The 24,890-nt window shown below is 70.1% G+C and carries 29 protein-coding genes; 20 read left to right on the top strand and 9 right to left on the bottom strand.

The window, feature by feature from the left end:
- Window positions 1–11: 11 nt before the first annotated feature.
- From sodC to AC1Q7O_RS12150, 8 genes are all read left to right on the top strand, one after another.
- Window positions 12–533, top strand: coding sequence for a superoxide dismutase [Cu-Zn] SodC (gene sodC / locus AC1Q7O_RS12185; RefSeq protein ID WP_492659889.1), 522 nt, complete (start codon window positions 12–14; stop codon window positions 531–533).
- A gap of 55 nt (window positions 534–588) precedes the next feature.
- Entirely contained in the window at window positions 589–999 is a 411-nt protein-coding gene (locus AC1Q7O_RS12180; protein WP_492659890.1) for a DUF1801 domain-containing protein, read from the top strand.
- Window positions 992–1,723, top strand: a complete 732-nt coding sequence (locus tag AC1Q7O_RS12175; protein ID WP_492659891.1) for a hypothetical protein — start codon at window positions 992–994, stop codon at window positions 1,721–1,723. The genes AC1Q7O_RS12180 and AC1Q7O_RS12175 overlap by 8 nt, the downstream gene beginning before the upstream one ends.
- A 90-nt stretch (window positions 1,724–1,813) precedes the next feature.
- Window positions 1,814–2,515 carry a response regulator transcription factor gene (locus AC1Q7O_RS12170; RefSeq protein ID WP_394512223.1) on the top strand — a complete coding sequence of 234 codons (702 nt, stop codon included), beginning with the start codon at window positions 1,814–1,816 and terminating at the stop codon, window positions 2,513–2,515.
- Window positions 2,512–4,593 (top strand): sensor histidine kinase, encoded by a 2,082-nt coding sequence (locus tag AC1Q7O_RS12165; protein WP_492659892.1) that lies wholly within the window; start codon window positions 2,512–2,514, stop codon window positions 4,591–4,593. Before AC1Q7O_RS12170 ends, AC1Q7O_RS12165 begins: the two co-directional genes overlap by 4 nt.
- Complete coding sequence (locus AC1Q7O_RS12160; RefSeq protein ID WP_492659893.1) at window positions 4,590–5,072, top strand: YqhG/Tai3 family protein; 483 nt, start codon at window positions 4,590–4,592, stop codon at window positions 5,070–5,072. Before AC1Q7O_RS12165 ends, AC1Q7O_RS12160 begins: the two co-directional genes overlap by 4 nt.
- Window positions 5,073–5,365: 293 nt before the next feature.
- Window positions 5,366–5,842 (top strand): hypothetical protein, encoded by a 477-nt coding sequence (locus AC1Q7O_RS12155; protein ID WP_492659894.1) that lies wholly within the window; start codon window positions 5,366–5,368, stop codon window positions 5,840–5,842.
- A gap of 73 nt (window positions 5,843–5,915) precedes the next feature.
- The gene (locus AC1Q7O_RS12150) at window positions 5,916–6,572 is read left to right on the top strand and encodes a pilus assembly protein PilP (protein WP_492659895.1); all 657 of its coding nucleotides are present in this window, start codon (window positions 5,916–5,918) and stop codon (window positions 6,570–6,572) included.
- A gap of 201 nt (window positions 6,573–6,773) precedes the next feature.
- Here the strand turns inward: AC1Q7O_RS12150 and AC1Q7O_RS12145 are convergent, their stop codons facing one another.
- The gene (locus AC1Q7O_RS12145) at window positions 6,774–7,097 is read right to left on the bottom strand and encodes a hypothetical protein (protein ID WP_492659896.1); all 324 of its coding nucleotides are present in this window, start codon (window positions 7,095–7,097) and stop codon (window positions 6,774–6,776) included.
- Window positions 7,098–7,160: 63 nt separating this feature from the next.
- Between AC1Q7O_RS12145 and AC1Q7O_RS12140 the strand changes: the two genes are divergently transcribed.
- The 3 genes from AC1Q7O_RS12140 to AC1Q7O_RS12130 are packed head-to-tail and all read left to right on the top strand — an operon-like array spanning window position 7,161 to window position 9,042.
- Window positions 7,161–7,541, top strand: a complete 381-nt coding sequence (locus AC1Q7O_RS12140) for a cupin domain-containing protein (RefSeq protein WP_492659897.1) — start codon at window positions 7,161–7,163, stop codon at window positions 7,539–7,541.
- Window positions 7,538–7,903, top strand: coding sequence for a YkgJ family cysteine cluster protein (locus tag AC1Q7O_RS12135; RefSeq protein WP_492659898.1), 366 nt, complete (start codon window positions 7,538–7,540; stop codon window positions 7,901–7,903). The genes AC1Q7O_RS12140 and AC1Q7O_RS12135 overlap by 4 nt, the downstream gene beginning before the upstream one ends.
- Window positions 7,900–9,042 (top strand): MBL fold metallo-hydrolase, encoded by a 1,143-nt coding sequence (locus AC1Q7O_RS12130; protein ID WP_492659899.1) that lies wholly within the window; start codon window positions 7,900–7,902, stop codon window positions 9,040–9,042. Before AC1Q7O_RS12135 ends, AC1Q7O_RS12130 begins: the two co-directional genes overlap by 4 nt.
- A 13-nt stretch (window positions 9,043–9,055) precedes the next feature.
- Here the strand turns inward: AC1Q7O_RS12130 and AC1Q7O_RS12125 are convergent, their stop codons facing one another.
- On the bottom strand, window positions 9,056–10,000 hold the full coding sequence (locus AC1Q7O_RS12125) for a LysR family transcriptional regulator (RefSeq protein ID WP_492659900.1): 945 nt from the start codon (window positions 9,998–10,000) through the stop codon (window positions 9,056–9,058).
- Between the two features lie 115 nt (window positions 10,001–10,115).
- On the opposite strand from AC1Q7O_RS12125, the gene AC1Q7O_RS12120 reads away from it, so the two are divergent.
- Complete coding sequence (locus AC1Q7O_RS12120) at window positions 10,116–10,982, top strand: oxidoreductase (RefSeq protein ID WP_492659901.1); 867 nt, start codon at window positions 10,116–10,118, stop codon at window positions 10,980–10,982.
- A 3-nt stretch (window positions 10,983–10,985) separates the two neighbouring features.
- On the opposite strand, the gene arsC is transcribed toward AC1Q7O_RS12120, so the two are convergent.
- The 5 genes from arsC to AC1Q7O_RS12095 are packed head-to-tail and all read right to left on the bottom strand — an operon-like array spanning window position 10,986 to window position 13,379.
- Window positions 10,986–11,408: an arsenate reductase (glutaredoxin) gene (gene arsC, locus AC1Q7O_RS12115; protein ID WP_492659902.1), complete on the bottom strand. Its 423-nt coding sequence runs from the start codon at window positions 11,406–11,408 to the stop codon at window positions 10,986–10,988.
- On the bottom strand, window positions 11,401–12,054 hold the full coding sequence (locus AC1Q7O_RS12110; RefSeq protein ID WP_492659903.1) for an aquaporin: 654 nt from the start codon (window positions 12,052–12,054) through the stop codon (window positions 11,401–11,403). The genes arsC and AC1Q7O_RS12110 overlap by 8 nt, the downstream gene beginning before the upstream one ends.
- A 1-nt stretch (window position 12,055) precedes the next feature.
- Entirely contained in the window at window positions 12,056–12,559 is a 504-nt protein-coding gene (locus AC1Q7O_RS12105) for an arsenate reductase ArsC (RefSeq protein WP_492659904.1), read from the bottom strand.
- 3 nt (window positions 12,560–12,562) lie between these two features.
- Window positions 12,563–13,039 carry an ArsI/CadI family heavy metal resistance metalloenzyme gene (locus tag AC1Q7O_RS12100; protein ID WP_492659905.1) on the bottom strand — a complete coding sequence of 159 codons (477 nt, stop codon included), beginning with the start codon at window positions 13,037–13,039 and terminating at the stop codon, window positions 12,563–12,565.
- Window positions 13,040–13,061: 22 nt separating this feature from the next.
- A complete protein-coding gene (locus AC1Q7O_RS12095) occupies window positions 13,062–13,379 on the bottom strand; it encodes an ArsR/SmtB family transcription factor (protein WP_492659906.1) in 318 nt (105 codons plus the stop codon).
- A 126-nt stretch (window positions 13,380–13,505) separates the two neighbouring features.
- On the opposite strand from AC1Q7O_RS12095, the gene AC1Q7O_RS12090 reads away from it, so the two are divergent.
- The 5 genes from AC1Q7O_RS12090 (at window position 13,506) to AC1Q7O_RS12070 (ending at window position 20,010) form a co-directional block, all read left to right on the top strand.
- On the top strand, window positions 13,506–16,271 hold the full coding sequence (locus tag AC1Q7O_RS12090; RefSeq protein ID WP_492659907.1) for a polysaccharide deacetylase family protein: 2,766 nt from the start codon (window positions 13,506–13,508) through the stop codon (window positions 16,269–16,271).
- 11 nt (window positions 16,272–16,282) lie between these two features.
- Window positions 16,283–16,861 (top strand): ankyrin repeat domain-containing protein, encoded by a 579-nt coding sequence (locus AC1Q7O_RS12085; protein WP_492659908.1) that lies wholly within the window; start codon window positions 16,283–16,285, stop codon window positions 16,859–16,861.
- 119 nt (window positions 16,862–16,980) lie between these two features.
- Window positions 16,981–17,229: a hypothetical protein gene (locus AC1Q7O_RS12080; protein WP_492659909.1), complete on the top strand. Its 249-nt coding sequence runs from the start codon at window positions 16,981–16,983 to the stop codon at window positions 17,227–17,229.
- Window positions 17,230–17,281: 52 nt separating this feature from the next.
- Complete coding sequence (locus AC1Q7O_RS12075; RefSeq protein ID WP_492659910.1) at window positions 17,282–19,522, top strand: helicase-related protein; 2,241 nt, start codon at window positions 17,282–17,284, stop codon at window positions 19,520–19,522.
- A gap of 20 nt (window positions 19,523–19,542) precedes the next feature.
- Entirely contained in the window at window positions 19,543–20,010 is a 468-nt protein-coding gene (locus AC1Q7O_RS12070; RefSeq protein WP_492659911.1) for a hypothetical protein, read from the top strand.
- A 16-nt stretch (window positions 20,011–20,026) separates the two neighbouring features.
- Here the strand turns inward: AC1Q7O_RS12070 and AC1Q7O_RS12065 are convergent, their stop codons facing one another.
- Both AC1Q7O_RS12065 and AC1Q7O_RS12060 read right to left on the bottom strand, forming a co-directional pair.
- Window positions 20,027–21,061, bottom strand: a complete 1,035-nt coding sequence (locus AC1Q7O_RS12065) for an NAD-dependent epimerase/dehydratase family protein (protein WP_492659912.1) — start codon at window positions 21,059–21,061, stop codon at window positions 20,027–20,029.
- 49 nt (window positions 21,062–21,110) lie between these two features.
- On the bottom strand, window positions 21,111–22,202 hold the full coding sequence (locus AC1Q7O_RS12060; protein ID WP_492659913.1) for a serine hydrolase domain-containing protein: 1,092 nt from the start codon (window positions 22,200–22,202) through the stop codon (window positions 21,111–21,113).
- A gap of 150 nt (window positions 22,203–22,352) precedes the next feature.
- Here AC1Q7O_RS12060 and AC1Q7O_RS12055 point away from each other — a divergent pair, with 150 nt between their 5' ends.
- From AC1Q7O_RS12055 to AC1Q7O_RS12045, 3 genes are read left to right on the top strand one after another with little or no spacing between them, the layout of a single operon-like run.
- Entirely contained in the window at window positions 22,353–23,780 is a 1,428-nt protein-coding gene (locus AC1Q7O_RS12055) for a peptide MFS transporter (protein WP_492659914.1), read from the top strand.
- Between the two features lie 9 nt (window positions 23,781–23,789).
- Window positions 23,790–24,458 (top strand): glutathione S-transferase family protein, encoded by a 669-nt coding sequence (locus AC1Q7O_RS12050; RefSeq protein ID WP_492659915.1) that lies wholly within the window; start codon window positions 23,790–23,792, stop codon window positions 24,456–24,458.
- A gap of 48 nt (window positions 24,459–24,506) precedes the next feature.
- Window positions 24,507–24,878, top strand: a complete 372-nt coding sequence (locus AC1Q7O_RS12045) for a hypothetical protein (protein ID WP_492659916.1) — start codon at window positions 24,507–24,509, stop codon at window positions 24,876–24,878.
- Window positions 24,879–24,890: the final 12 nt, after the last annotated feature.

The following is a 24,890-nucleotide window of genomic DNA, read 5'->3' as shown; positions in this document are numbered from 1 at the left end:
GAGAGTTACCCATGAAAACCACCCTGATCGCCGCCGCCTGCCTGGCGGCCAGTTCCCTGGCGCTGGCCGCCGAGCTCACCGTGCCCGTCAGCATGGCCGACAAGCAGGGCACCGGCCCCGCGCTGGGCAGCGTGCGCATCGTCGAGACCGCCTACGGCCTGGCCTTCTACCCCGACCTGAAGGGCCTGCCGCCCGGCCTGCACGGTTTCCACATCCACGAGAAGCCGTCCTGCGCGCCGGCCGACAACAACGGCACGCCGACCCCCGCCTTCGCCGCCGGCGGCCACCTGGACCCGGCCGGCAGCAAGAAGCACGGCGAACCCTGGGGCGACGGCCACCTGGGCGACCTGCCGCCGCTGTTCGTCAACGCCGACGGCGCCGCCACGTCCCCCGTGCTGGGCCCGCGCCTGAAGCTGGCCGACGTGAAGAACCGCTCGCTGATGGTCCACGCCGGCGGCGACAACCATGCCGACCATCCCGCGCCGCTGGGCGGTGGCGGGGCGCGCGTGGCGTGCGGTGTGATCGGCGGCTGAAAGGTCACCGGTCTCAGCGCCGCGACCGGCGGCGCTTTGTCGACAGAATGCGGCCATGCCCAAGCTGACCGCCGCCGACACCACGAGCGCCGTCGACCAGTTCATGGCGAGGCTCGACCATCCGTGCAAGGTGGAGATCGAGGCTCTGCGCGCAGCGCTGCGGGCCGTCGACCCCGCCATCGCCGAAGGCATCAAGTGGAACGCGCCGAGCTGGCGCACGAGCGAGTACTTCGCCACCACGCATCTGCGCGCCCAGACCGGTTTCAGCCTCATCCTGCATCGGGGCGCCAAGACCCGCGAGCTGCCCGACGACAGCCTTGCGATTGCCGACCCCACCGGCCTGCTGAAATGGCTGGGCCGCGACCGCGCACAGGTCGAGTTCGCCTCCCCCGCCGACTTCGCCGCCAAGCTGCCGGCACTGCAGGCGGTCATCCAACAATGGATTCGACACCTGGACCATGCCTGAGAGCCCCACCGCCCCGCTGACCGTCCTGTGCATTCCCGGCCCCTGGCTGTCCCGCTCGGAGCTCGTCGAGAAGATCGTCCGCGGCGCCAGCGGCTACCTGTTCGCGGGCCAGGTGCTCATGCACATGCAGACCCGGCAGACCTGCGCGCTGGAGTTCCATGCCGCGGACCCGCGCATGGGTGCCGCCTTCCGCGCAGCCGGGCCGCACTGGGCGGACACGGCCGACATGCGGCGCATCGACAGCCACGCGGCGGTCGTCTACCTGGTGGCCGACGGCGGCACGGCCCTCCAGGCCGAGGCGCTCATGCAGGCCGCCGCCGCACTGCTGGACGCGGGCGGCCTGGGCGTCAAGGTGGAGAGCAGCGGCGTCGCGCACGCGCCGGACGCCTGGCGCGAACTGTGCAGCGATCTCCACCTGTTCAGCGCCCACCGAGCCTACGTGCTCTACATCACCGGGCCGCAGGTCCATTCCTGCGGCATGCACAACCTCGGCCTGCGTGATGCCATCGTCGAGAACGACGGCGACACCGCCGGTGCCGTCGAACTGCTGCGCGTCTTCACGCGGTATCTGTTCACCGAGTCCCCCACCATCCGCGCGGGCCAGACCTTTTCGGCCGCGCAGGACGAGCCTGCCTATCGCCTGCTCGACGACGCCGGCCCCGCCTATGACGCCGACTCGCTGTTCGCCAACCCCTTCGGCTTTTGGCGGCTGGTGCCGGCCTGACCGCGGCGAGGACGTGGCTGCTGCAACCAGGCGCTTGAGCGGAAGAATCCTTCCGCCGCCGCCCCGGCGGGGCTCCACATAATCCCCGCCATGCCCCGCATCGCCGTCATCGAGGACGACCCCACCACCAGCGAGCAGCTGGCCGGCTGGATACGCGCCGCCCGCCCCGAACTGGTCGTCGACCAGCACTTCGACCGCGACGCCGCCGAGGCCGCGCTCTCGCGCGAGCGCTACGACCTCGTCGTGCTGGACATCGAGCTGGGCCGCGAGCGCAACGCCGGCGTGGCGCTCATCAACGAGATCAACAAGCAGGGCCTGGGCACGCCGGTACTGGTGGTGTCGGCGATGCCGGCGGCCATCTACCGCAGCATCATGAAGGCGCTGGACGCCTGGGACTACCTGCAGAAGACGACCTTCGACGAGGCCGAGTTCGTCGAGACCTTCCTGGACATCCTGCGCACCGCGCGGCTCAAGGAACCCGCGGCGAAGCCGGCAACGGCCAAGGCCGATGCCAGCCTGCAGCTGGACCCGCTGAAACAGCGCACACCGATGTGGCGCGGCCAGCGCGTCAACCTGCCGCTGACGGCGCAGCGCATCCTCGCCACGCTGCATGCGCGCACCGGCGAGGTGGTCAGCTATGAAGAGCTGTTCGACGTGGTGAAGAGCGGACGCAACCGCGACAACGTGCGCAAGCACGTGGCCACCATCCGCGACGCCTTCCGCGACGTGGACCCGGCGTTCGACGGCATCGAGAACATCCCGATGCGCGGCTTCCGCTGGACCGGCGGATGAGGCTGGGGCCGGTCGATGTGACGCTGGCGGACATGCCGCGGCTGGGGCTGGCGGCCTTCCGCAACCGCATCGTCTTCCACCTCGTCTTCATCGCGCTGGCGCTGGCCACGCTGGCCCTCGCGCTGGCGCTGCTGAACGAGGAGCGCCAGCGCAACGCGCAGCGCTACGAGCAGACGTTTGCCAAGTCGCTGGCCGAGGTGGTGGCCCAGCTGCGCCACCCGTCGGGCCAGCTGGCGCTGTTGAACCCCGAGCCGGCGCAGGTCGATGCCGGCTGGGTGGCGCCGCTGGTGCTGCCGTTCGGCGCCATCGATTTCGACGACGCGACGAAGGCGCAGCGCGCCATCGAGATGGCCGGCTGCTCGCTGCAATACCCCGGCGGCGCCAGCCTGTGCGCGGCCGTGGGCAGCAACGCCTACGCGGGCGGCTTCGTCTACCTGGTGGCCAGCCTGGACGCGCCGCCGCTGGTGAGCCGCGAACGCGGCGCGCTGGACATTGGCGACGTGCACCGCGTGCGCGTGAGCCTGCAGCGCGCTGGCACGACACAGCACTGGCTGGCGCCGGTCGAGATGCTGGACGCGCAGCGCGGCCAGCTGCCCGGGTTCACCGTCGAGGCGGCCGACGACACCGCCACGCTGCCGCGCAAGGCCCGGCCGCAGCGCGACTTCCGCGGCTGGGTCTGGCGCGAGGGGCCCTGCCTGGCCGCCGGCGAGACCGGCGAGCCCTGCCCGCGCCGCACCACGGTGTCGCTGCGCGTGCCGGTGGAGGCCTTTCGCGAGGCACTGTTCCGCCCCGGCGGACCGCAATGGCCGCCGGCCGACCTGCCGCGCACGGGCCTGCGCCTGGCGCTGCTGGGGCCGGGTGGCGCCACGCTGTTCGACAGCGCGGCCCCCGGCTCGCAGCCACCGCTGACGCTGGCGCGGCTGTCCGGCACGTTGTCGCCCGGCGAGACGCTGAAGATCACGCGAGGCAACAACACCGTCGTCGCGCTGCTGCAGGGGGCCGACGACACCGCCACGCCGCCCTCGCCGTGGCTGACCGCGCTCATCCAGCACCTGCCCGCGCCGGCCACGCCGCGCACGCTGACCGCACGCGACACCGTGACGACGCCGGCCGGCCGCTTCGAGGTGACACTGACCGGCGACCTGCAGGGGCTGGACCGGTCCTTGAGCGCCAGCGCCGCCCGGCTGGCCTGGCCGGTGGGCGCCATGCTGGCGGCCCTGGCACTGGCCTGGCTCATCATCGAGATGGGGCTGATCCGCCGCGTGGCGACGCTGACGAAGCGCGCCGCGGCGCTGTCGCACCAGCTGCAGCAACCGGGGCACTCCGAGCTGGGCACGCTGGACGTGGCCGGCCTGCGCGGCCGCGACGAGCTGGGCATCCTGGCCGGCACGCTGGCCGACCTGCTGCAGCACGCCCGCGACAGCCTGCGCCGCGAGCAACTGCGCGCCGAGCGCGAGCACGACCAGTGGCACGCCGTGGGCCACGAGATCATGTCGCCGCTGCAGTCGCTGATGCTGCTGCACGCCGGCGACGACGACCCCAGCCGTCGCTACGTGCAGCGCATGCAGCAGGCCGTGAAGGTGCTGTACGGCCAGGCCTCGCCCAGCGAGGCGCTCGCCGCCGCGACGCTGGCCGTGGGCCGGCTGGACCTGGACGCCTTCCTGCGCCAGGTGGCCGAGAACGCGGCCTATGCGGGCATCGCCGATGTCGTCTACACGCCGTCGCCCGAGCCGGTCTGGGTGCAGGCCGACGAATACCCGCTGGAAGACGCCCTCACCCACGTGCTGACCAACGCCGACCGCTACCGCGTGCCCGGCACGCCCGTCGCGCTGGCGCTGCGCGTGGACGGCGAGCTGGCGACGGTGGACCTCCACAACCAGGGCCCGCAGATCCCGGACGACCAGCTCGCGCGCATCTTCGACTACGGCGTCAGCGACGCGCCCCCCGAGGACGGCCAGCGGCGGGGCCAGGGCCTGTTCGTCGCCAAGACCTACCTGGCCAAGATGGGCGGCAGCATCGCGGCGCGCAATGTGGCTGACGGGGTGGTGTTCGAGATCGGGTTGAGGCGCCAGCCGTGAAGCGGGCGGCACTGCTGCTGACCCTGCTACCCGGCTTGGCCGGCGCCGCGCCGCATGACGCCGAGGTGGCCGCCGTACGAGCGCTCTACGCCCGCTACGCGGAAGAGGCCGCCATCGACGACACCCTGTCACCCACGCTGGCCAGCGCGGCACCCGCGGTGCTTCGTCGCCATCTCACCGAGCCGCTGACCCGGCTGCTGCTGCGCGACCGGGCCTGTCAACAGCGCACGCGGGAGATCTGCCGGCTCGACTTCGCGCCACTGTGGGACAGCCAGGACCCGGCAGGCACAAGCGTCCGCCTGCACTGGGATGCCGGGCAGAAGCGGGTGGTGGCTGAATTGCGCCGGGGCGATGGATCGGCAAGGGCGCTGGCCTACTCGCTGGTGAAGCAGAAAGACGGCTGGCGCATCGATGACATCAACTTCGGCGTTGGGCGGCCGAGTCTGCGGCAATTGCTGTGCGCGCCGGAGGTGCCGTAGTGCGCAGGCTTGGTGAGCATCGCAACGTCAGACGGATGCCCACAATGTCGCCCGCGAGCGCTGGTAATTCCCCACCTTTGCGCAGGGCGGAGCGGCTGGCACAGTGGCGCCGCTATCAGCCGCTTTTCGCACGCGTTTAATGGCACTGGCCGGGCGCAGCTGACGAAAATAGTCTTTCCTATTCAGCAACTTACGACAGCTGTCGCCAGTTTGGTTAAGCGGCAGACGGTCGAGTTAAGCAGCAGTGGCTGCTGGATAAACCAATAGTTGTGCAGACAGTACGTGAGGCCTTGATGCGTTCATACGACGGCGTTGATTACCGATACGCGAGCGACGGCGCTGACAAGGAGAAAGCTGCCAGCATCATTGGAAACATCCTTGGCTTCCGGCCGGACCTGGACGGGCTCGAGTACAACTTGAACTTCTATTCTGGCGGCACCGGAATCGATGATCGCCTTGCTATTCGGTGTTCGTTCCAGGAATCTGATTGGCCAATCGTTGCGCAGCAACTCCGCCTGAAGTCTCTGCGTGAGGTGGCCGACGACCCTGACTTGGAAGAGGCAGTTCGGTGGCTTGTTAGCTCAGAAGAAGTTGGAGACCCGCTTGAAGATTGCTGCCATCGATTCATCAACACTTCAAAACGTGACTTCCAGGACGTCGTTGACGACCGTTGGGAAGTCTTCTTTGAGAACGAGAGCGATGTGAATTCGTGGTGTGTTGTTTGGCGGGCCCGCGGCCAGCTCAACTATCTGAGCTTCGATCAAGGCTAGCGAAGATGCTGCCCAACCCTTCGCTCCAGCGGACGGCTTCGCCGTCCGCTGAGCTTTCACGTTAGATCTCACCATGCGATTTGTCGTTCTTGCCGCGGCCGTTCTCTCTCAAATACCTTGTGCCTTTGCTGAAGAAGCGGGCAAGTCCGCACAGATCTACGTTCACGCAAGCAATGTCGAAGCGGCGAATCTCCTAAGGCTTTCGGTAGACCTGCTAGACAGAAAGGTACTGCTTGCTTCAAAGCTCGGCAGGCTTCCAGTCTCTATCAAAGGCGACTACCAGAACGAAGACGATTTCCTTGCTGCCATCGCTTCCCTCCTCGGTGCAAACGCAACGCGAGACAAGGAATTGATTCGTATTGGTGAGGCGGCGACCGAGACGCAGATTCCAGTCACACCACCTCGCGAAAACAACTGCCCCTACAGATACCCCGATATTCAGGCCGCCATCAAAGCCGCGCTTCCTGCTCGGCTACGTGTGTGTCAGCCGCTGGAATTCTTTGAGCTTGCGACTTTGCGTGTTGCCGGCATCCTCGGTAAGGGCGAAGATCTTCGAGCAATAGTGGTGTCGCCAGACGGCGCTGCATGGAGCATCAAAGAAGGCAGCTACATGGGAAAAGACTTCGGGAAAGTGTTTCGAGTCTCGCGTTCGAACGTTGATCTACGTGAAATCGTTCAAGATAAAAATGACGAGTGGCAAGAACGTCGATCACTCCTTCACGTCCAGTGAGACCTAACCCTTCCTATATGGACTCCCCCACAAGGTCAAAGGCTTGATCGATGTAGGCTGGCTGAGAGAGGCACCTGCAGTCGTATATCCGGCATCTGGAGTGGGATCGGTGATGTCCCGTGCCGACATGGAATCTGCGTCACCTCGGCGCCACACGCTGCAAACGGCAGCCCCCTTACGCCGAACGTTGATCTCGCTAACTCACCCCCGCCGCGCCCGCTCCAGCACCCCACGCACCGCCAACTCCGACGCCAGCGACATCTCCAGAGGCGCGCGCACCAGCCCGGCGTGGCCGTATTGCAGGTTCTCGTAGACCTCGGCGGCGGCGGGCAGGTGGTCCAGCAGGCCGGGCAGCGCCTCGTGGCCCTGGTGCTCTTGCAGTTCGGCGGACAGCTTGCGCACCAGCAGCTGGTACTGGTGCGGGTCGGCCGCGCGGCCCTGGCCTTCCAGGGCCTGCAGCAGCTGCGCCAGGCGGGCAAGCGACAGCAATTCGTTGGGGACGGTGAGTCGGACGACGGAAGCCATGGCTGGGAGATGATGGCGCGGCCCGGCATTTCAAGCGGCGCCGGGCGAACGAGGAGCCCTGTCATGCCATTCCAGCCCGAACACGTCTACGCGCTGCTCGACGCCGCCGGCGGCATCCGCCAGTTGCCCGGTGGCGGCGAGTTCTGGGGCCAGCCGCCCGCCACGCTGGACGCGCTGGGCCGCGACTGGCTGGTGTCCGAGTTCAGTTGCGACGCCGACTGGGGCAGCTGGGAGATGCACCCGAACGGCGACGAGTTCGTCTACCTGCTGGACGGCGACATCGAGTTCCACCTGGAACTGCCCACCGGCCTGCAGGTGCAGCGCATCGAGGGCCGCGGCGCCGTCGTCGTGCCGCGCGGCGTGTGGCACACGGCCAAGGTGGCCCGGCCCAGCCGCATGTTCTTCGTCACGATGGGCGCCGGCACCGAGCACCGCCCGGCATGACCGCCGCGCCCCTGGACTGCCAGCGCTGCGGCGCCTGCTGCGCGCAGTTCCGCGTGTCGTTCTACTGGGCCGAGGCCGACGACGCGCCCGGCGGCACGGTGCCGGTGGCGCTGACGCGGCCGGTGGGCTCGCTGCACCGCTGCATGGCCGGCACCGAGGCGCGGCCGGTGCGTTGCATCGCGCTGCAGGGCGAGGTGGGGCGGGCGGTGGGCTGCGGCATCTACGAACAGCGCTCCAGCACCTGCCGCAGCGTGCAGCCGGGCGACGAGCAATGCCTGAAGGCGCGCGCGGCACATGGGCTTGAAAGCGCACCGCACGGCGCCATGTCACCGGGTCCCGCTTCTGCTCCGGCCCCTCGATGAAATCTCTCGGCAAACGCGCCACCGGCCTCCGTCTCGAACGCATGCGGGCCTCGCCGCGCTACCGGGTGACGGACCAGGGCGAGGGCTTCCACAACGTCCACCCCATCGCGCCGGGGCTGCGCGACCGCACGGAGCGGCCGTCGCTGTCGGATTTCCTCTGCTCGGAGGGCCGGCGCACGCCCGGCGCGCCGCTGCCGTCGGCCAACCCGCTGGACGCCTGGCTCAAGCCCGCCGCCAGCGGCCTGCGCGCGACATGGCTGGGCCACTCCACCGTCATGATTGAGATAGCCGGCCTGCGCGTGCTGACCGACCCGGTCTGGGGCAAGCGCGCGTCGCCGTCGCAGCTGGCCGGCCCGAAGCGCTTCCAGCCGGTGCCGTTGGCGCTGAACGCCCTGCCCCCGCTGGACGCCGTCGTCATCTCGCACGACCACTACGACCACCTGGACATGGCCACCGTCAAGGAGCTGGTGGCGCTGCAATCGGTGCCCTTCATCACGTCGCTGGGCGTGGGCGCGCACCTGCAGGCCTGGGGCGTGCCGCCGGAGCGCATCGTGGAGCTGGACTGGTGGGAGCACTGGCAGCACCCGGCGGCCGAGCTGCGCATCCACGCCGCGCCGTCGCAGCATTTCTCGGGCCGCTCGCTGAATGACCGCAACGCGACGCTGTGGTCGTCGCTGGTCATCGAGACGCCGGAGCACCGCGTGTTCTTCAGCGGCGACACGGGGCTGACGAGCGAGTACGCGGCCATCCGCGAGCGCTTCGGGCCGTTCGACCTCGTGATGCTGGAGGTGGGCGCCTTCCACCCGTCGTGGGGCGACATCCACCTCGGCCCGGAGAACGCGCTGAAGGCGCTGGATCACCTCGGTGGCGGCGCCTTCCTGCCGGTGCACTGGGGCACGTTCAGCCTGGCGCTGCACGACTGGGACCAGCCGGCCGAGACGCTGCTGCAGCTGGCGCCCAGGCACGGCGCGCAGCTGCTGATGCCGCGCCTGGGCGAGGCCGTGGAGCCGGCGCACGGCGAGCGCGCCGCACCCTGGTGGCGGGCGGCGGACGTGCCCGCCAAGGGCCGACGCGCCAAACCGGCCGAGCCGCAAGACCCGGCACCGATGCCTAAGGGCGTGCCCTGGCCGCTGGACTGAGCGCTTCGGCGCGTCAGCGCGCGGCGGCCGCCAACTCCTGTGCGCTCAGCACCCATCCGGCATGGCCCGCCACACGTTCCACGGCGAGGTCGATGAACGCCCGAACGCGCGCCGGCTGGGCCACGCGGCTGCCGTAGTACAGGTACAGCGCGCGGTGCGTGGCCACGTGCGCCGTCAGCAGCGGCACCAGGCGGCCAGCGCGGATCAGCGGCGCGGCGGTCACGCCGTCCAGCTGGCCGATGCAGTGGCCGGCGACCACCGCGTCGGCCTCCAGTTCCACGTCGTTGGCCATGAAGACGGTGGCGATATCGCGCGTGACGATCTCGCCGTCGATGTCGAACTCCCAGGCCATGGGCTTGCCGGTACCGGCGTTGCGAAAGCCGCTGCAGCGGTGGCGCGCCAGGTCGTCCAGCGTGCGCGGCACGCCGTGCCGCTGCAGGTAGGCCGGCGCCGCGCAGACGATGAGCTGCAACGGCAGCAGGTGGCGGGCGATGACGCCGTCGCCCGGCGGCGAGCCGGCGCGAAAACCCACGTCCATGCGTTCCTGCACCCAGTTGGCAATGCGGTCGTCCAGCTGCACGTCGGGCGCCACGTCCGGGTGGCGGGCGCAGAACTCGTCCAGCACGGGCCACAGCACCGGCAGCATGACGGAGCGCGGCGCGACGATGCGCAGCGGGCCGGCAATCGCATCGGTACCCTGGCGGGCGACGTGCAGCGCGCGCTGCAGCGCCTGCAGCCCCGGCGCCGCCGCGGCCAGGAAGCGCTGGCCCTCCTCGGTCAGGCTGAGCCGGCGCGTCGTGCGGTGGAACAGCCGCACGCCCAGGTGCGCCTCCAGCTGCGCCAGCGCCTGGCTGGCGGCCTGCGGCGTGATGCCCTGCGCTACCGCCGCCTGGCGCAGGCTGCCCAGCTCGGCGGCCTGGGTGAAGGTGGCGATGGCACGCAGCTCGTTGAACGCCATTGTCACGATCTCCTTGCGAATCAATGAAGAGATTCTGGGCTAGTTCGATGTCAATGCAATTCCTACATTGACCCCATCGGCCGAGCTTTCATCCCTTCAACGACAGGACTTCCCCATGAACACCCCCTCCTCCGCCTTCCCCCGCGTCTGGTTCATCACCGGCGCCTCGCGCGGCCTTGGTGCGCGCATCGCCGAAGCCGCGCTGAGCCGCGGCGACGCCGTCGTCGCCACCGCCCGCCAGGCCGGCACCGTCACGCAGCGCCTGGGCGACCGGCCCGGGCTGCTGGCGCTGGACCTGGACGTCACCGACGAAGCCCAGGCCGCCCGCGCCGTGGCCGCCGCGCTGGCCCGCTTCGGCCGCATCGACATCCTCGTCAACAACGCCGGCTACGGCCTGATGGGCGCCGTGGAGGAAGCCAGCGCCGACGAGGTGCGTCGTGTGTACGAGACCAACGTGTTCGGCCTGCTGAACGTGACGCGCGCCGTGCTGCCGGCCATGCGGGCGCGCCGCCGCGGGCACGTCATCAACATCTCGTCGCTGGGCGGCTACCGGTCGGTGGCCGGGTTCGGCGTGTACTGCTCGACCAAGTTCGCCGTCGAGGGGCTGACCGAGGCGCTGCACGCGGAGCTGGCGCCGCTGGGCATCCACGCGACGACGGTGGAGCCGGGCTACTTCCGCACCGATTTCCTGGAGAGCCAGTCGCTCGTCACGTCGCCGCGCGTGCTGGACGACTACGCGGGCACCGCCGGCCGCATCCGCGAGCTGGCCGGCCAGATCAGTCTGAACCAGCCCGGCGACCCCGAGCGCCTGGCCCATGCCGTGCTGCAGCTGGTGGACGCGCCCGCGCCGCCGCTGCGCCTGCCGCTGGGCACCGACACGCTGCAGGCCATCGCCGACAAGCACGCCTTCGTCGAGCGGGAAACGGCCGCGTGGCGGGACGTGGCCGCGTCAACGGACTTCCCGGCCTTGCAGGCCGCCTGAGCGTCAGCCGCGGCGGCGGCCGTCGTCGTGCACCAGCTCGCCGTCTTCCTTCGTGAACGGCGCCAGCGGCCCCACCGGCAGCAGCGCCAGCACCGCCTCCGACGGCCGGCACAACGCCGTGCCCAGCGGCGTGACGACGATGGGGCGGTTCAGCAGCACGGGGTGCTGGGCGATGGCGTCCAGCAGCGCGTCGTCGCCCAGCGCCGGGTCGGCCAGGCCCAGCGCGGTGAACGCGGCCTCCTTCTCGCGCAGCAGCGCGCGCAGCGGCTGGCCGGTGGCGGCGGCCAACACGCGGATCTCGTCGCGCGTGGGCGGCGTCTGCAGGTACTCGACGACGCGCGGCTCGAAGCCGGCATGGCGGATCAGCGCCAGCACGTTGCGCGACGTGCCGCACCTGGGGTTGTGGAAGATAGTGATGTCAGTCATGTCTTGAAGCGCCCAGGGCGCGGTGCGCGAGCAGGGCCAGCAGCGCGCCGATGAACTCGGCGGCCACGAAGCCCGGCGCGCTGGCCGGCGCGATGCCGGCAAAGCTGTCGCTGAACATGCGGCCGAACACGGCGGCCGGGTTCGCGAACGACGTGGACGCGGTGAACCAGTACGCCGCACCGATGTAGGCGGCCACCAGGGCCGACACCCGGCCGGCCGGCGCGCGCAGGATGACCAGCAGCAGCCCGAAGGTGGCGACGGCCTCGGCAATCCACTGCCCGGTGCCGCTGCGCGGCTTGGTTGAGACCTGCAGCAGGCTCAGGTCGAACATTGCATGCGCCAGCCAGGCGCCCAGCAACGCGCCGGCCAGCTGCGCGGCGACATACGGCAGCAGCGCCGTGGCGGGCAACGCACCGCGCCAGGCCATGACGGCGCTGACGACCGGGTTGAAGTGCGCGCCGCTGACCGGCCCGAACACCTCGATCAACACCACGAGGCCGCCCACGGTGGCCAGCGTGTTGGCCAGCAGCGCGAGCGCGACATTGCCGCCGGCGAGCCTCTCGGCCATGACCCCGGAGCCGATGACGATCGCCAGCAGCAGCGCCGTGCCGAGCAGTTCGGCGAACCATTGGCGGGGCAGGGTCATGTCAGGTGCGGGCAATCTCGGCCACGGCCTGCTGCAGCTCGGCGCGGCTCATCGCGCCCAGGGGCAGCTGCAGCAGCTGCAGCATCCGGTAGCCGATGGCCTGGCGCGTCAGCTCGAAGGCGCGGCGCTTGCCCTCGTCGCCGCCCTCGGCATGGGAGGGGTCCGGGTAGCCCCAATGCACCTTGACGGGCTCGCCCGCGCCGCCGAAGAAGACCGGGCACGTCTCGGCGGCGGCGCTGTCGCAAACCGTGATGACGAGCGTCAGCGGCGGCGCGTCGGGCGTCGTGAACTCGTCCCAGCTCTTGCTGCGATAGCCGGCGGTGTCGACACCGGCGTTCTGCAGCGCCTCCAGCGCGAACGGGTTGAGCCGGCCGCTGGGCGCGCTGCCGGCGCTGTGCGCCCGCACGTCCAGGCCGAGCCGGCGGGCCCAGTGGTTGAGCATGCCCTCGCTGAGGACGCTGCGGGCCGAGTTGTGGGTGCAGAGGATAAGGACGTGGGCAGTCATGGCTCAGCAACAGGACGAGTCGGACTTGACGGGAATCCCCAGCGGCTTGCCCCGCGACGGCGTGGGGCAGCAGGCCGGTGCCGCCTGCGGCGCGGCCGCCTGGCTGGCACTGAAGGTGGGAATGTCGGCCAGCGTCTGGAAGTGCTCCCAGGCGATGCCTTGCGGGTCGGTCACCCAGTGCTTCTCGCTCTGCGCATAGCAGCAGGTGGTGGCACCTTCGTCCAGCACGGGCGCGTCCGCCGCCTGGGCACGGGCCTTCAGCTCGGCCAGCTCCTCGGGCGTGTCGGCCTGGATGCCGAGGTGGTCCACCCCCGGCTTGCCGCCGCGCGAGGAGATGGCGAAGTTGATGCGCGGGTCGTCCAGCATCCACTTGGCGTAGTCCGCCTCCAGCCGCGTCGGCGCGGCGCCGAACAGCTTCTCGTAGAAGGCCACGCTGGCCTGCAGGTCCTCGACATGGGCATGCACATGAAAGCGCTTCATCACGACTCCTTCAGCAACGGGTTCAGCAACAGGATTTGGCGGGCACGGCGCAGCCGGCGCCCTGACAGCAGTTCTCGGTGAGGTAGCCCAGCAGCGCGTTCATGCGCCCGTAGGCCGCCCGGTAGATGAGGTTGCGGCTGGCACGCTCCTGCGTCACCAGGCCGGCGTTCACCAGCTCCTTCAGGTGGAAGGACAGCGTGTTGGCGGGCATGTCCAGGCCCTCGGCCATCGTGCCGGGCGTGAGGCCCGCATCGCCGGTGACGACCAGCGCGCGGAACACCTTCAGCCGCACCGGCTGGGCCAGCGCGGCCAGCGCTTTGACGACGTCTTGTTCATCCATATTTCCAGAATACTCGAATTATTTGAGGTGCACAAGCCGCGCACGGCCAGCCGGATTGGGTGTCGCGGTGCTGTGGTCCACTTCTGCCAGCCCATATTTCAACGGTGCCCCGCACCCGTTCGTGCCGTGTTCTTGTCCACCCCGCTCAGACTGCTTCCCCTGCCCCTCGCCCTGGCGCTGTCGCTCGCCCTGGGCGGCTGCCAGCGCCCCGCGGACGTGCCGGCCGCGCTGCCCGCCGCATCCGCCGCGCAAGATGCAAACGCGACCACCCAGCTGCGCACCGAGGCCGACGGCCTGCTGGCGCTGCACCGCCAGATCGTCGTGCTGATGGACGGCGAGGCCGCGCTGCCTGCCGCGCAGCGCCGCGAGGTGCAGGCGCTGGGCCAGCAGCTGTTCCACGAGCTGCTGCAGCGCCAGCAGCGTCTCGCCGACGCGGCGCTGCAGCCCGGCGCGCTGGAGGCCACCGCCGCGCTGCTGACCCGCATCGAGAGCGAGCCCGGCTGGTTCGACGCCGACCGGCTGGCGTTCAAGGAGGTGCTGGAGCAGCTGGCGACGGGGCTCAAGGCGTCGCAGACGCTGGACGGCATCAAGCTGGCGCGCCGCGCGCAGGAAGACCTCGACACGCTGGCCGAGGTGCAGAAGGCCTACGAGCAGGAGCTCAAGGAGGTGTTCGGCGGCTTCGCCAAGCGCGGCATCGAGTTGAAGCGCGAGAAGTGGAGCGACTACCTCGCGAAGCTGAAGGCGCTGCACAGCCGCGAGGCCATCATGAAGCAGCACGGCGCGCAGTTGCCGGCCGCGACCGACCTGGCCCCCGAGGTGCCGGCGTCGGCGGCATCAGGCGCGTCCGGCGCGATGCGCGGCGTGGCCGCCAAGGACCGCGAGGTCTTCGGCGACAAGCTGCCGCCCAAGACCGTGCTGCTGACCTTCGACGACGGCCCGCACGCGCGCTACACCGACGAGATCCTGGACATCCTCAAGCGCTACAACGCACCGGCCGTGTTCTTCCAGCTGGGCCAGAACCTCGGCAAGGTGGGCGCCGACGGCAAGCCGCTGCCCGGCAAGGGCAGCGACGTCGCCCGCCGCGTGCTGGCCGCCGGCCACCAGCTGGCCAACCACAGCTTCACGCACGGGCTGATGAGCAAGTTCGAGCTCGTCAAGGTGAAGGAAGAAGCCGCCAACACGGAGGCGCTGCTGGATGCGGCGGGTCGCAATGGCGACGCCTTGTTTCGCTTCCCCTACGGCGCTCGCAACGATGGCGCTCTGACCACCATCGAGGCGCTGAAGCTGCGCTCGATGATGTGGAACGTGGACTCGCTGGACTGGGGCGACCCCATCCCCAAGAGCATCGCCGCGCGCGTGCTGGCCGAGCTGGACAAGCAGCAGCGCGGCATCGTGCTGTTCCACGACATCCACGCCCGCACCGTGCAGGCGCTGCCGCTGGTGCTGGACCAGCTGGCCGCCGAGGGCTGGCGTTTCGCGAGCTGGCAGAACGGGCAGTTCGTCGTGTCGTCCGAGCGCAGCGCCGCGCCGCCGCCCGCCCCTGGCGAGCTGTACCGCGACAGCCACGCGCTGGTCATCGGCATCAACGGCTACACCGCCTGGCCCAAGCTCTCGCACGCGGTGCGCGACGCGCAGGCGGTGCGTGAATCGCTGGTCACCCGCTTCGGCTTTCGCGCCGACAACGTGACGCTGCTGACCGACGCCGACGCCACGCGCGCCAACATCCTGAAGGCGCTCAACGAGCGCTTCGGTGACGCCAGGCGCGTGAAGCGCGACGACCGCGTGTTCGTCTTCTTCGCCGGCCACGGCAGCACGCGCCGCCTGCCCAGCGGCCGCGAGGTGGGCTACATCGTGCCGGTGGACGCCGGCCTGAACGACCTGCAGGCCGACGCCATCGCGATGCCGCAGCTGCAGGAGGTGGCCGAGGCCATCACCGCCAAGCATGCGCTGTTCGTCATCGACGCCTGCTACTCGGGCCTGGGCCTGACCCGCGGCGGTAGCGCGGCGGCGGACAGCAACTTCGCCCGCACCAACGCCCGCCGCATCGGCCGCCAGATGATGACCGCCGGCGGCGCCGACCAGCAGGTGGCCGACGACGGCCCCGGCGGCCATTCCGTCTTCACGTGGACGCTGCTGCAGGCCCTCAACGGCAAGGCCGACCTGAACGGCGACGGCCTCATCACCGCGACCGAACTCGCCGCCTACGTCGCCCCCGCCGTGTCGGCCATCGCGCACCAGACGCCCGCCTTCGGCAGCCTGCCGGGCAGCGAGGGCGGCGAGTTCGTGTTCGAACTGCCGACCGCGCAGGAGGCCGCGCTCAGCGGCGCCGTCGCGCAGCTGGACGACAAGGCCAGCCAGCTCGCCGCCAAGCTGGACGAAGCCAGCACCGCCAGCCGCCAGGCCGCCCCGGCCGTCGGCGGCGCCAGCGGCGTGCAGGTGACCATCAAGGGCCTGGACGGCAAGGACCAGGCGCTGGCCGCGACCACTGCCCGAGCGGACCCCGGCGCCCGCGTCGCCGCCCAGCGCGCCAACGACCGCGGCCTGCAGCTCTACCGCGAACGCCGCTACGACGACGCGGAGGCTGCCTTCAAGGAAGCGCTGCAACTGCAGCCGAAGTTCGCGCTGGCCGCCAACAACCTGGGCTTCGTGCTCTACCGCCGCGCCAAGTTCGCCGAGGCCGCCGGCTGGTTCGAGAAGGCTGTCGAGATGGATGCGAGCCGGGCGCTGGCCTGGCTGAACCTGGGTGACGCCCGCCTGCAGGCCGGCGACGACGCCAAGGCGATGGCGGCCTACAAGACCTTCCTGGGGCTCGCGCCTCGGCATGCGCGGGCGGCTGAGGTGCAGGCATGGGTGGCGAATCCGTCGGACGGGGCGCGCCCGAAGCCGTTGTGACGGAGAGTCCGGTGAACGATGACCGCATAGTTCAGCTGGTAAAGGCTTTCGACCTCTCGCTGGATGCGGGCCGCGCCCAACTTGCCGCCGATCCGACATCCATCAATCTAAGAAGCAGCCTCGGAGAGACCCCGCTGCATTTGGCTTGCTTCGAGACGCCGACGGAGGCCCTGCGTGAGCTGATTGAGGCGGGCGCCGAGGTGGACACGCTGAGCGACTGCGGGTCATCGCCGTTGTCTGATTCCGCTTTGGTGGGCCGGGCTGACGTCGTGAACCTGCTCATTGAGCGAGGGGCGTCACTCTTGCTGGACGGGCAGCTTGACCTCACGCTACACCAGGCGGTCAGGGGCAGGAATGTTGAGGTTGTCCGGGCGATCCTGGAGGCAGGGGCCGACGTCAATGAGCGGCAGACTGACTTCTCGGAAACCGCCCTGCACATTGCGGCGGAACTGGACTTGGTCGAGATTGCCGAGTTCCTCGTCGCCAACGGGGCCGAATCAACAACCAGATGCTTCAACGAAACCGCGTTGGAGATCGCCATCCGGATGGGCAACGAACGCTGCGTGGCTCTCCTATCGAGCAAGCACTGACAACGAATCGCTCTTAGCTCTGCTTCCGGCACGCCCCGCCGTCGACATTGACCCGTCTTTCAACTGTGTTCCACTCAAGCCCAAGCCCCCGTCTGCGCTGATCCTTTCCGGAGATCTCGATGACCCTGACCGCCTCGTTCCCGGCCGCCACGCGGCAAGACATGCTGCGCGACCGGTTGCTCGCCACGGTGGACCTGCTCAAGCAGCGCCGCGCGGCCGACATTGCCGAGGGCTTCATCGACGACTACGTGGCCCTGCACTGGATGGAATGGCGCGGCGGCTCGCTGAAGCTGACGACCACCGGCGAGAACGTCTGCCGGCACCTCACGGCGTTGCTGAACCGCAGCGACAAGCGCTCCACACGCTGAGCCCACCGGGGCGGGTGAGCAGCCCCGGCGCGGGCTGTGTTCCACTTCCGGCGTGAATTCCGAAGTCCCCGCCTCCAAGCCGGCCAGACCGGCCAAGCCGCCCGCACCGGCGTTTCCGCTCCCCCAACCCCGCCACGCCTCGCGCCTGCCTGCCACGCTGGCGCCCGAGGACTGGGCCCGCATCCGCCAGGCCGCGCATGCGCTGCCGCAGGTGCTGACGCCGGCCGACCTGGACGACGGCAGCGAGGACGCGCTGGACCGCCTGGGCGCCATCCAGATCTCCAAGGCCGCCGGCGGCGCCCGGCCCAGCCGCTGGATCATCCCGGCGCACATCCCCGTGGCGCTGGCCCAGCTGGACGCCACGCCGCTGACCAACACGCTGCGCCCGCTGCTGCAGCAGCGCCTGCACCAGCTCGAAAGCCTGGGCCTGCGCCGCGAGGGGCTGGTGTTCACGCGGCTGTGCGTGCACCCGATCACGCTGGCGCACGAGGGCTGGCGCATCGACCTGTCGCACCGCGTGCCGGTGCCCGAGGCACCGGTGTGGGCCTTCTTCAGCGACGGCGACGCCGCCGCGCTGCGCCACGCGCTGGGCCAGGCGCCGGAGTACTCGTTCAAGGCCGAGCTGGCGCTGCACCTGAACCACCTGATTGCCCGCAGCGAGGCGATGGGCGACTCGGCCCAACTCGCGTCGCTGCTGCCGCGGTTGCAGGCCGAGTGCGGCGTGCCCATGCCGTTCGACGAGCTCAAGGCTGCGCTCACGCGCGCGCAGGACCGCTGGGAGCAGACGGTCGAGGAGCAGAGCACGCTGGCCAGCCTGGGCCGCGAGCTGGCCTTCCAGGGCTACCCGGACAGCTTCGACGCCGCCCGCAAGCTGGGCCGCAGGGTCACGCTGTACCTGGGCCCGCCCAACAGCGGCAAGACGTACTCGGCCTTCGAGCGGCTGGCGCAGGCGCTGGACGGTGCCTACCTGGCGCCGCTGCGGCTGCTGGCGCTGGAGGGGCGCGACCGCCTCGTGGGCCGCGGCGTGCCCTGCTCGCTGCTGACCGGCGAGGAGAACGTGCCGGCAGCCAACGCCCGCGTCGTCAGCAGCACCATCGAGATGGTCAACACGCGCGACGTCATCGACGTGGCCGTCATCGACGAAGCGCAGATGATCTTCGACGACTCGCGCGGCTGGGCCTGGACGCAGGCCATCGTCGGCGTGCCGGCGCGCGAGGTCATCATCATCGCGTCGGCCTACGCGGCGCCCGCCATCGAGCGGCTGTTGCTGCTGTGCGGCGAGAAGCCCGAGAAGCGCCTGTTCGAGCGCAAGCAGCAGGTGCAGCTGATGCCCGCACCGGTGCCCATGACGCACCTGCAGGCCGGCGACGCCGTGGTGGCCTTCAGCCGCCGCGACGTGCTGATGCTGCGCGACCAGATCTCGCAGAACGGCCACGCCGTCAGCGTCATCTACGGCGCGCTGCCGCCCGAGGTGCGCCGCCGCGAGGCCGAGCGCTTCGCGGTGGGCGCGAGCGACATCCTGGTGGCCACCGACGCCATCGGCATGGGCCTGAACCTGCCCATCCGCCGCGTGCTGTTCTCCACGCTGACCAAGTTCGACGGCGTGGGCGACCGGGAGCTGAGCGTCAGCGAGGTGCACCAGATCGCCGGCCGCGCGGGCCGCTACGGCATGCATGACGAAGGCTTCGTCAGCGTGCTGAAGGAGGCCGAAGCCGAGGCGATGAAGATCCTGCGCCAGCAACTGCCCAAGGAGCCGCGCGCGCCGCGCGACTTCAAGTGCCCGGTGGCCCCCAACTGGCGCCACGTGCAGACCATCTCGCAGCGCATGGGCGTGAACAAGCTCTACGCGGTGCTGAGCATCTTCATGCAGCAGCTGCGCCTGGACGACGCCCACTTCGCCGTGGCCGAGCTGGAGCAGATGCTGGAGCTGGCCGACATGCTGGACCGCAACGCCATCGCGCTGCCGCTGAACGAACGCTTCAAGTACGCCCAGGCGCCGGTGGACGCGCGCCTGCCCATGCTGCTGGACCAGTTCCAGAGCTGGGCCACCAACCACGCCCGCACCGGCAAGGCTGGCGAGCCGCACTTCCTGGACGAGTACGACCAGCACGGCCGCCTGGACCGCATGGAGCAGGCGCTGCGCATCTGCACGCTGTGGCTGTGGCTGGACCTGCGCTTCCCGGGCGTCTACGGCCACCTGGAAGCCGTGGTGGACCTGCGTGCGCGGCTCAATGACGGCATCGAGCGGCAGTTGAAGGGCAAGCGGCCGTTGTGGCAGCGGAGGGGGCGTTAGTCCCAGATAGCATTGGCAGCATGAAGTTGCTGTCGATGTTCGCCGTTGCCTTGCTCGGCACAGCTGCTGCAGCGCAGACGCTGCCGCCCCCCAGTCGAACGGTCTACCGCTGTGAGGAAAGCGGCAAGGTGCGCTACTCCGACGCGCCTTGCCTTGGGGCCAAACTGGTGGACGTGGAGCCAACCCGCGGGTTAAACAAGTCCACGGGCCGCGAGTTGCAAGGCGAAGACGTACGCAATGAACATTTCCGCGAGGCGTTTGCTGAGATGGCAAAACCTGTGACCGGGATGGATGCGAAACAGCGGGACCAAGCTGCGCGGCGACTTCGCTTGAGCCCGGAAGTACAACGACAGTGCCGGGTCATCGATCAACAGCTTCCAGTGGCTGAGTCAGCTGAGCGGACCACCAAGGAACGAAGCGAGCTCATCGCTGTACAGAAGCGGCTGTTTGAGTTGCGCGAGACATATCGAAAGCTGCGCTGCGAGTGATGGGACATCCAGCCTTCTACCTTGCCAGCTTTGCCAGCGCGATCAAGTCCCGCGCCGACGCGAGGATCGCCTCCCGCGGCGCCCGCGGCACCCAGCCCAGCACCTCACGCGCATGGCTGGCATCCTGGTGCCGCGCGGTGCCCAGCTCGCTGGCCGCATTGCGCACCAGCGGGCTGACCTTGGCCATAAGCCGCACGCTCCAGTCGGGCAGCTCCAGGCGGGGCACGCGGCGGGCGTCGTCGCCCAGTTCGTCGCGCAGCACGGCGGCGATGTCGCGCAGCCACGTGAAGGCGGCGCAGGCGATGAAGCGTTCGCCCGCCATGCCGGGCGCGGTCAGCGCGAGCCGGTGCAACTCGGCCACGTCGCGCACGTCGACGATGCCGAAGCCGATGCGCGGCATCGCCGGGATTCGCCCTTGCAGCAGGCTCTGCACGATGACGACGCTGGCCGAGTAGTCAGCGCTGGCGACGGGCCCCAGCACGACCGACGGGTTCACGGTGCAGAACTCCAGGCCGCCGCCCTCGCGCGCCACCCAGTCGCGCGCGGCGCGCTCGGCCACGGTCTTGGACTGCACATAGGGCGGCACGCCAGGCGCGGCGAGGTTGGTCCAGTCGCGCTCGGTGAAGTGGTGATCGCCCGGGCCGTGGCCGTAGGCGATGGCGGCGACGGAGGACGTCATCACCACGCGCTGCACGCCGGCGTCGCGAGCCGCCTTCAGCGCGCGCAGCGCGCCGTCACGGGCCGGCACGATGAGCTCGTTGGCATCGCGCGGCACGCCGGTGGGCAGCGGGGACGCCACGTGCGCCACATGCGTGCAGCCGGCCGCGGCCTCGGCCCAGCCCGCGTCGGCCATCAGGTCGGCGGCGAAGCAGCGCAGCTGGTCCTTCTTTACGCCGCGGCTGGCGCCGAGTGCCTTGCGCAGCGCCGGTTCGCGGGCCAGGTCGCGCACGGTGGTGTGCACCTGCCAGCCGTCGGCCAGCAGCTGGCGGATCAGCACACCGGCGATGTAGCCGGTGCCGCCGGTGACGAGGATGCGCGGGTCGTGGGTCATGGGGTCGGGTCGGCGCCGGAGTGCGCGCCGCATTGCACCAGAAGTTGCCTCACGGCGCGCTGGCGCCCGCCGCCGGGGCGGGTGGCAGCTCCAGCAGCGCCTCGATCAGCGCCCGTCCGCGTACGCCGTTGGTCAGGATGACGATGCCGTCGCGGCTGTCGCGCACGAAGCCGGCGAACGCGCGGTACTCGCCGTTGCTGCCGTTGTGGCTGACCAGCGTCTTGCCGTCGCCCAGGCGCGTGATCGCCCAGCCCAGGCCGCGGGACATGGGGCCCGGTGGCTCGTCGCCCGGCACCGGGGCCTGCGGCCGCAGCAGGTCGTCGTAGGCCGCGCGGGACAGGCCCTCTCGCCTGCACACCAGCGACAGGAAGCGCACGTAGTCCTGCGCCGTGGTCACCAGCGACGCGGCGGACAGCGCATGGTCGGTCAGCGTCGTCATGTCGCGCCCGCCGCTGGCCTGGGCGGCGCTGGCATAGCCGCGCGACGCGACGGTGCCGGGCCGCAGCGGCCGCACGAACGTGGACTGCGGCATGACGTGGCCCAGCCGCGCCTGGAACAGCGCCTGCAGCGAGCGGCCGGTGGTGTGCTCGACGAACGCCTGCAGCAGCTGGAAGGCCTCGCCGGAGTAGCTGTTGGCGGTGCCCGGCGGGTGCTTGAACGGGATGGGCGCGGTGCGCTGCGGGAACTCGATGTCGCCGCCCACCCAGTTGGGCAGGCCGGTGCGGTGGGTCAGCACCAGGCGCGGCGTGAGCTTGGCGTAGGCGGCCTTGTCGGGGATACGGGCGTAGTCGAAGGTCTCGGCCAGCGGCCGGTCCAGGTCGATGAGCTTCTCGTCCGCCAGCTGCATGACCAGCCACGCGAACACCGGCTTGGACAGCGACGCCGCCTCGAACACCGTGGCCGGCGTGACAGGCCGGTCCGGCGCCAGCGTTGCGCGGCCCGCCACGACGGGCTCGGCCGCCGGCTCGCAGTCCTTGAGCGTCGCCACCGCCACGCCGGGCACGTCGAAGCGGGCCAGCAGGCCGGCCAGTTCGGCCGGCGCGGGCGCCGTGGCCGGCGGGGCGCCAGGCGCCGCCAGGGCCAGGGACAGGCCGCCGCTGGCCGCTGCCAGCGCCAGCGCCAGCGCCAGCCACCTCGTCATCCGCTTCCTCACACGTCTCTCCTCCAAGCCGGGAGCGGTCATCATTCCACGCCCCGCGCCATGACCGCCGTCATGCCCGGGCCACTGCCCATTGCCAGCGCCCCGCGGGGCAGGGACAGTGCGCGCTTTCGCCTTTCACCGGACCTTCCCTTGACCACCGTCACCTCCACCGCGAGCGCCCGCGACGCCAACAGCGACCTGCGCGCCCGCCACGACCGCGCCTTCCTGGGCCACCCTGCCGGCCTGGGCTGGCTGGCCTTCTGCGAACTGTGGGAGCGCTTCAGCTACTACGGCATGCAGGCGCTGCTGGTGCTGTACCTCAGCAACTACCTGTTCATGCCCGGCAACATCGGCGCCGTCGCCGGCATGGACGCGCTGCGTGCGGCGATCGAGAACGTCACCGGCCCGCGCTCGCCGCAACAGCTGGCATCGGCGGTGTTCGGCCTGTACGTGGGCCTCGTCTACCTGACGCCGATCTTCGGCGGGCTCATCGCCGACCGCTGGCTGGGCCGCACGCGCACGGTCGTCATCGGCTCGCTGCTGATGGCCGCAGGCCACTTCCTGATGGCGTTCGAGACGGCGCTGCTGCCGGCGCTGGGCTGCCTGCTGCTGGGCGTGGGCTGCTTCAAGGGCAACATCGCCGCGCAGGTGGGCGACCTCTACGCGCCGGGCGACAAGCGCCGCGCCAGTGCGTTCCAGATCTTCATGCTGGCGGTGCAGATCGCGGTGATTGCCGCGCCCATCGTCTGCGGCACGCTGGGCGAGCGGGTGGGCTGGCACTGGGGCTTCGGCTCGGCCGGCGTGGGCATGCTGATCGGGCTGGTGGTCTACCTGGCCGGCCGGCGCTGGCTGCCGCCGGAAGCCCCGCGCGGCGGCGCCAGGTCGGATGCGCGCCCGCCGATGGGCAAGCGCGCGGCGCTGCAGGTGGCGCTGCTGGTGGCCATGCTGCCGCTGCTGATGCTGTCCATCGTCGGCAACCAGCAATACAACAACGGCTTCCCGCTGTGGTCGCAGCAGCACATGGACATGGTGGTGGCCGGCTTCGCGGTGCCGGTGAGCTGGCTGCAGGCGGTGGACGCGCTGACCAGCACCGGCACGATGCTGGCATCGCTGGCCTTCTGGCGCTGGTGGGCTGCCCGCCGGCGTGAGCCCGACGAGGTCACGAAGATGGCGATGGGCTGCTTCGTCGCGGCCTGCGCGCCGCTGCTGCTGCTGATCCCGGCGCTGTCCATCGAGAGCGGCGGCACGCGCATCAGCATCCTGTGGTCGTTCGCCTACTCCACGGTCAACAACATCGGCTTCGCCAACATCATGCCGGTGGGCCTGGCGCTGTACTCGCGCGCCGCGCCGCGCGGGCTGCAGGGCGTCATGATCGGCATCTACTACCTGCACCTGTTCTTCGGCAACAGCTTCGTCGGCTGGCTGGCCGGGCTGCTGGAGACGATGCCGGGCTCCAAGTTCTGGCTGCTGCATGCCGTGCTGGTGGCGGCGGCCGGCGTGGGGCTGCTGATGGTGAAGCTGGTGTTCGGGCGGCTGCTTGCGCCCGAGGAGACAGACGCCCCACCGGTGCGTGCCTAAACTGCCGCGATGATCACCGTCCACCACCTCAACAACTCCCGTTCGCAGCGCGTGCTGTGGCTGCTCGAAGAGCTGGGCCTGCCCTACGAAATCCAGCACTACCAGCGAGACGCCAAGACCTCGCTGGCGCCGCCGGAGCTGCGAAAAGTCCATCCGCTGGGCAAGAGCCCCGTCATCACCGACGGCGGGCTGACGGTGGCCGAGAGCGGCGCCATCATCGAGTACCTGGTGGACAAGTACGGCGGTGGCCGCCTCAAGCCCACCAGTGAGCAGGACCTGCTGCACTACCGCTACTTCCTGCACTTCGCCGAGGGCTCGGCGATGCCGCCGCTGGTGATGAAGCTGGTCTTCAACAAGATCAAGCGCGCGCCGATGCCGTTCTTCGTGAAGCCCATCGCCAAGGGCATCGCCGACAAGGTGCTCTCCAGCTTCGTGCAGCCCAACATCGACGCGCAGCTGGCGTTCGTCGAGGGCGAGCTGACCGCGCGGCCGTGGTTTGCCGGCGCGGAGTTCTCGGCGGCAGACGTGCAGATGAGCTTCGCCGCCGAAGCCTGGGCCGCCCGCTCGGGCGACATGGCCCGCTACCCCAAGCTGCGCGAGTTCCTGGCGCGCATCCATGCGCGGCCGGCATACAAGAAGGCGCTGGAGCGGGGTGGGCCGTATGACTTGATGAGTTGACGTCGCCCCGCCGCGAGCTGTCCCTCATCAACAACGCCGGCGTCACGCATGACCCAGGAACAAGACTCCCAATGGTCCTACAGGCTGGGCGCGGCGACTTTGGCCGCGATGGCGGGGCTGGTACTGGGCCTGCTGTTCGGCGGCCTGGCGGTCGTTGCAGGCATCGCGACCTCTTTGGCTTCTTTCGCAGGCGCAGGATCGCTGGCGGGTGCGGCATCCGGCTTGTTGGCGCCTGCCGGGGCCATGGACTTTTTCTTTGGCACGCTGCACTTCTTCATCGGCTTCTTCGCGACCGTTCTGGATCGAGTCGACGAAGACACGCCATCCCGCCTCTATGGACGCGCGACCGAACAGTCCCGATGGCCGCGGTGGGCCTTCATCTTCGGCGTCGCTTTCGCTCTGTTCCTGTTGATGTTGTGAGCGTCAATCGAA

This window comes from Roseateles sp. GW823-FHT07B05, assembly GCF_058794515.1.
This window is presented reverse-complemented; position numbering and strand designations above follow the sequence as displayed.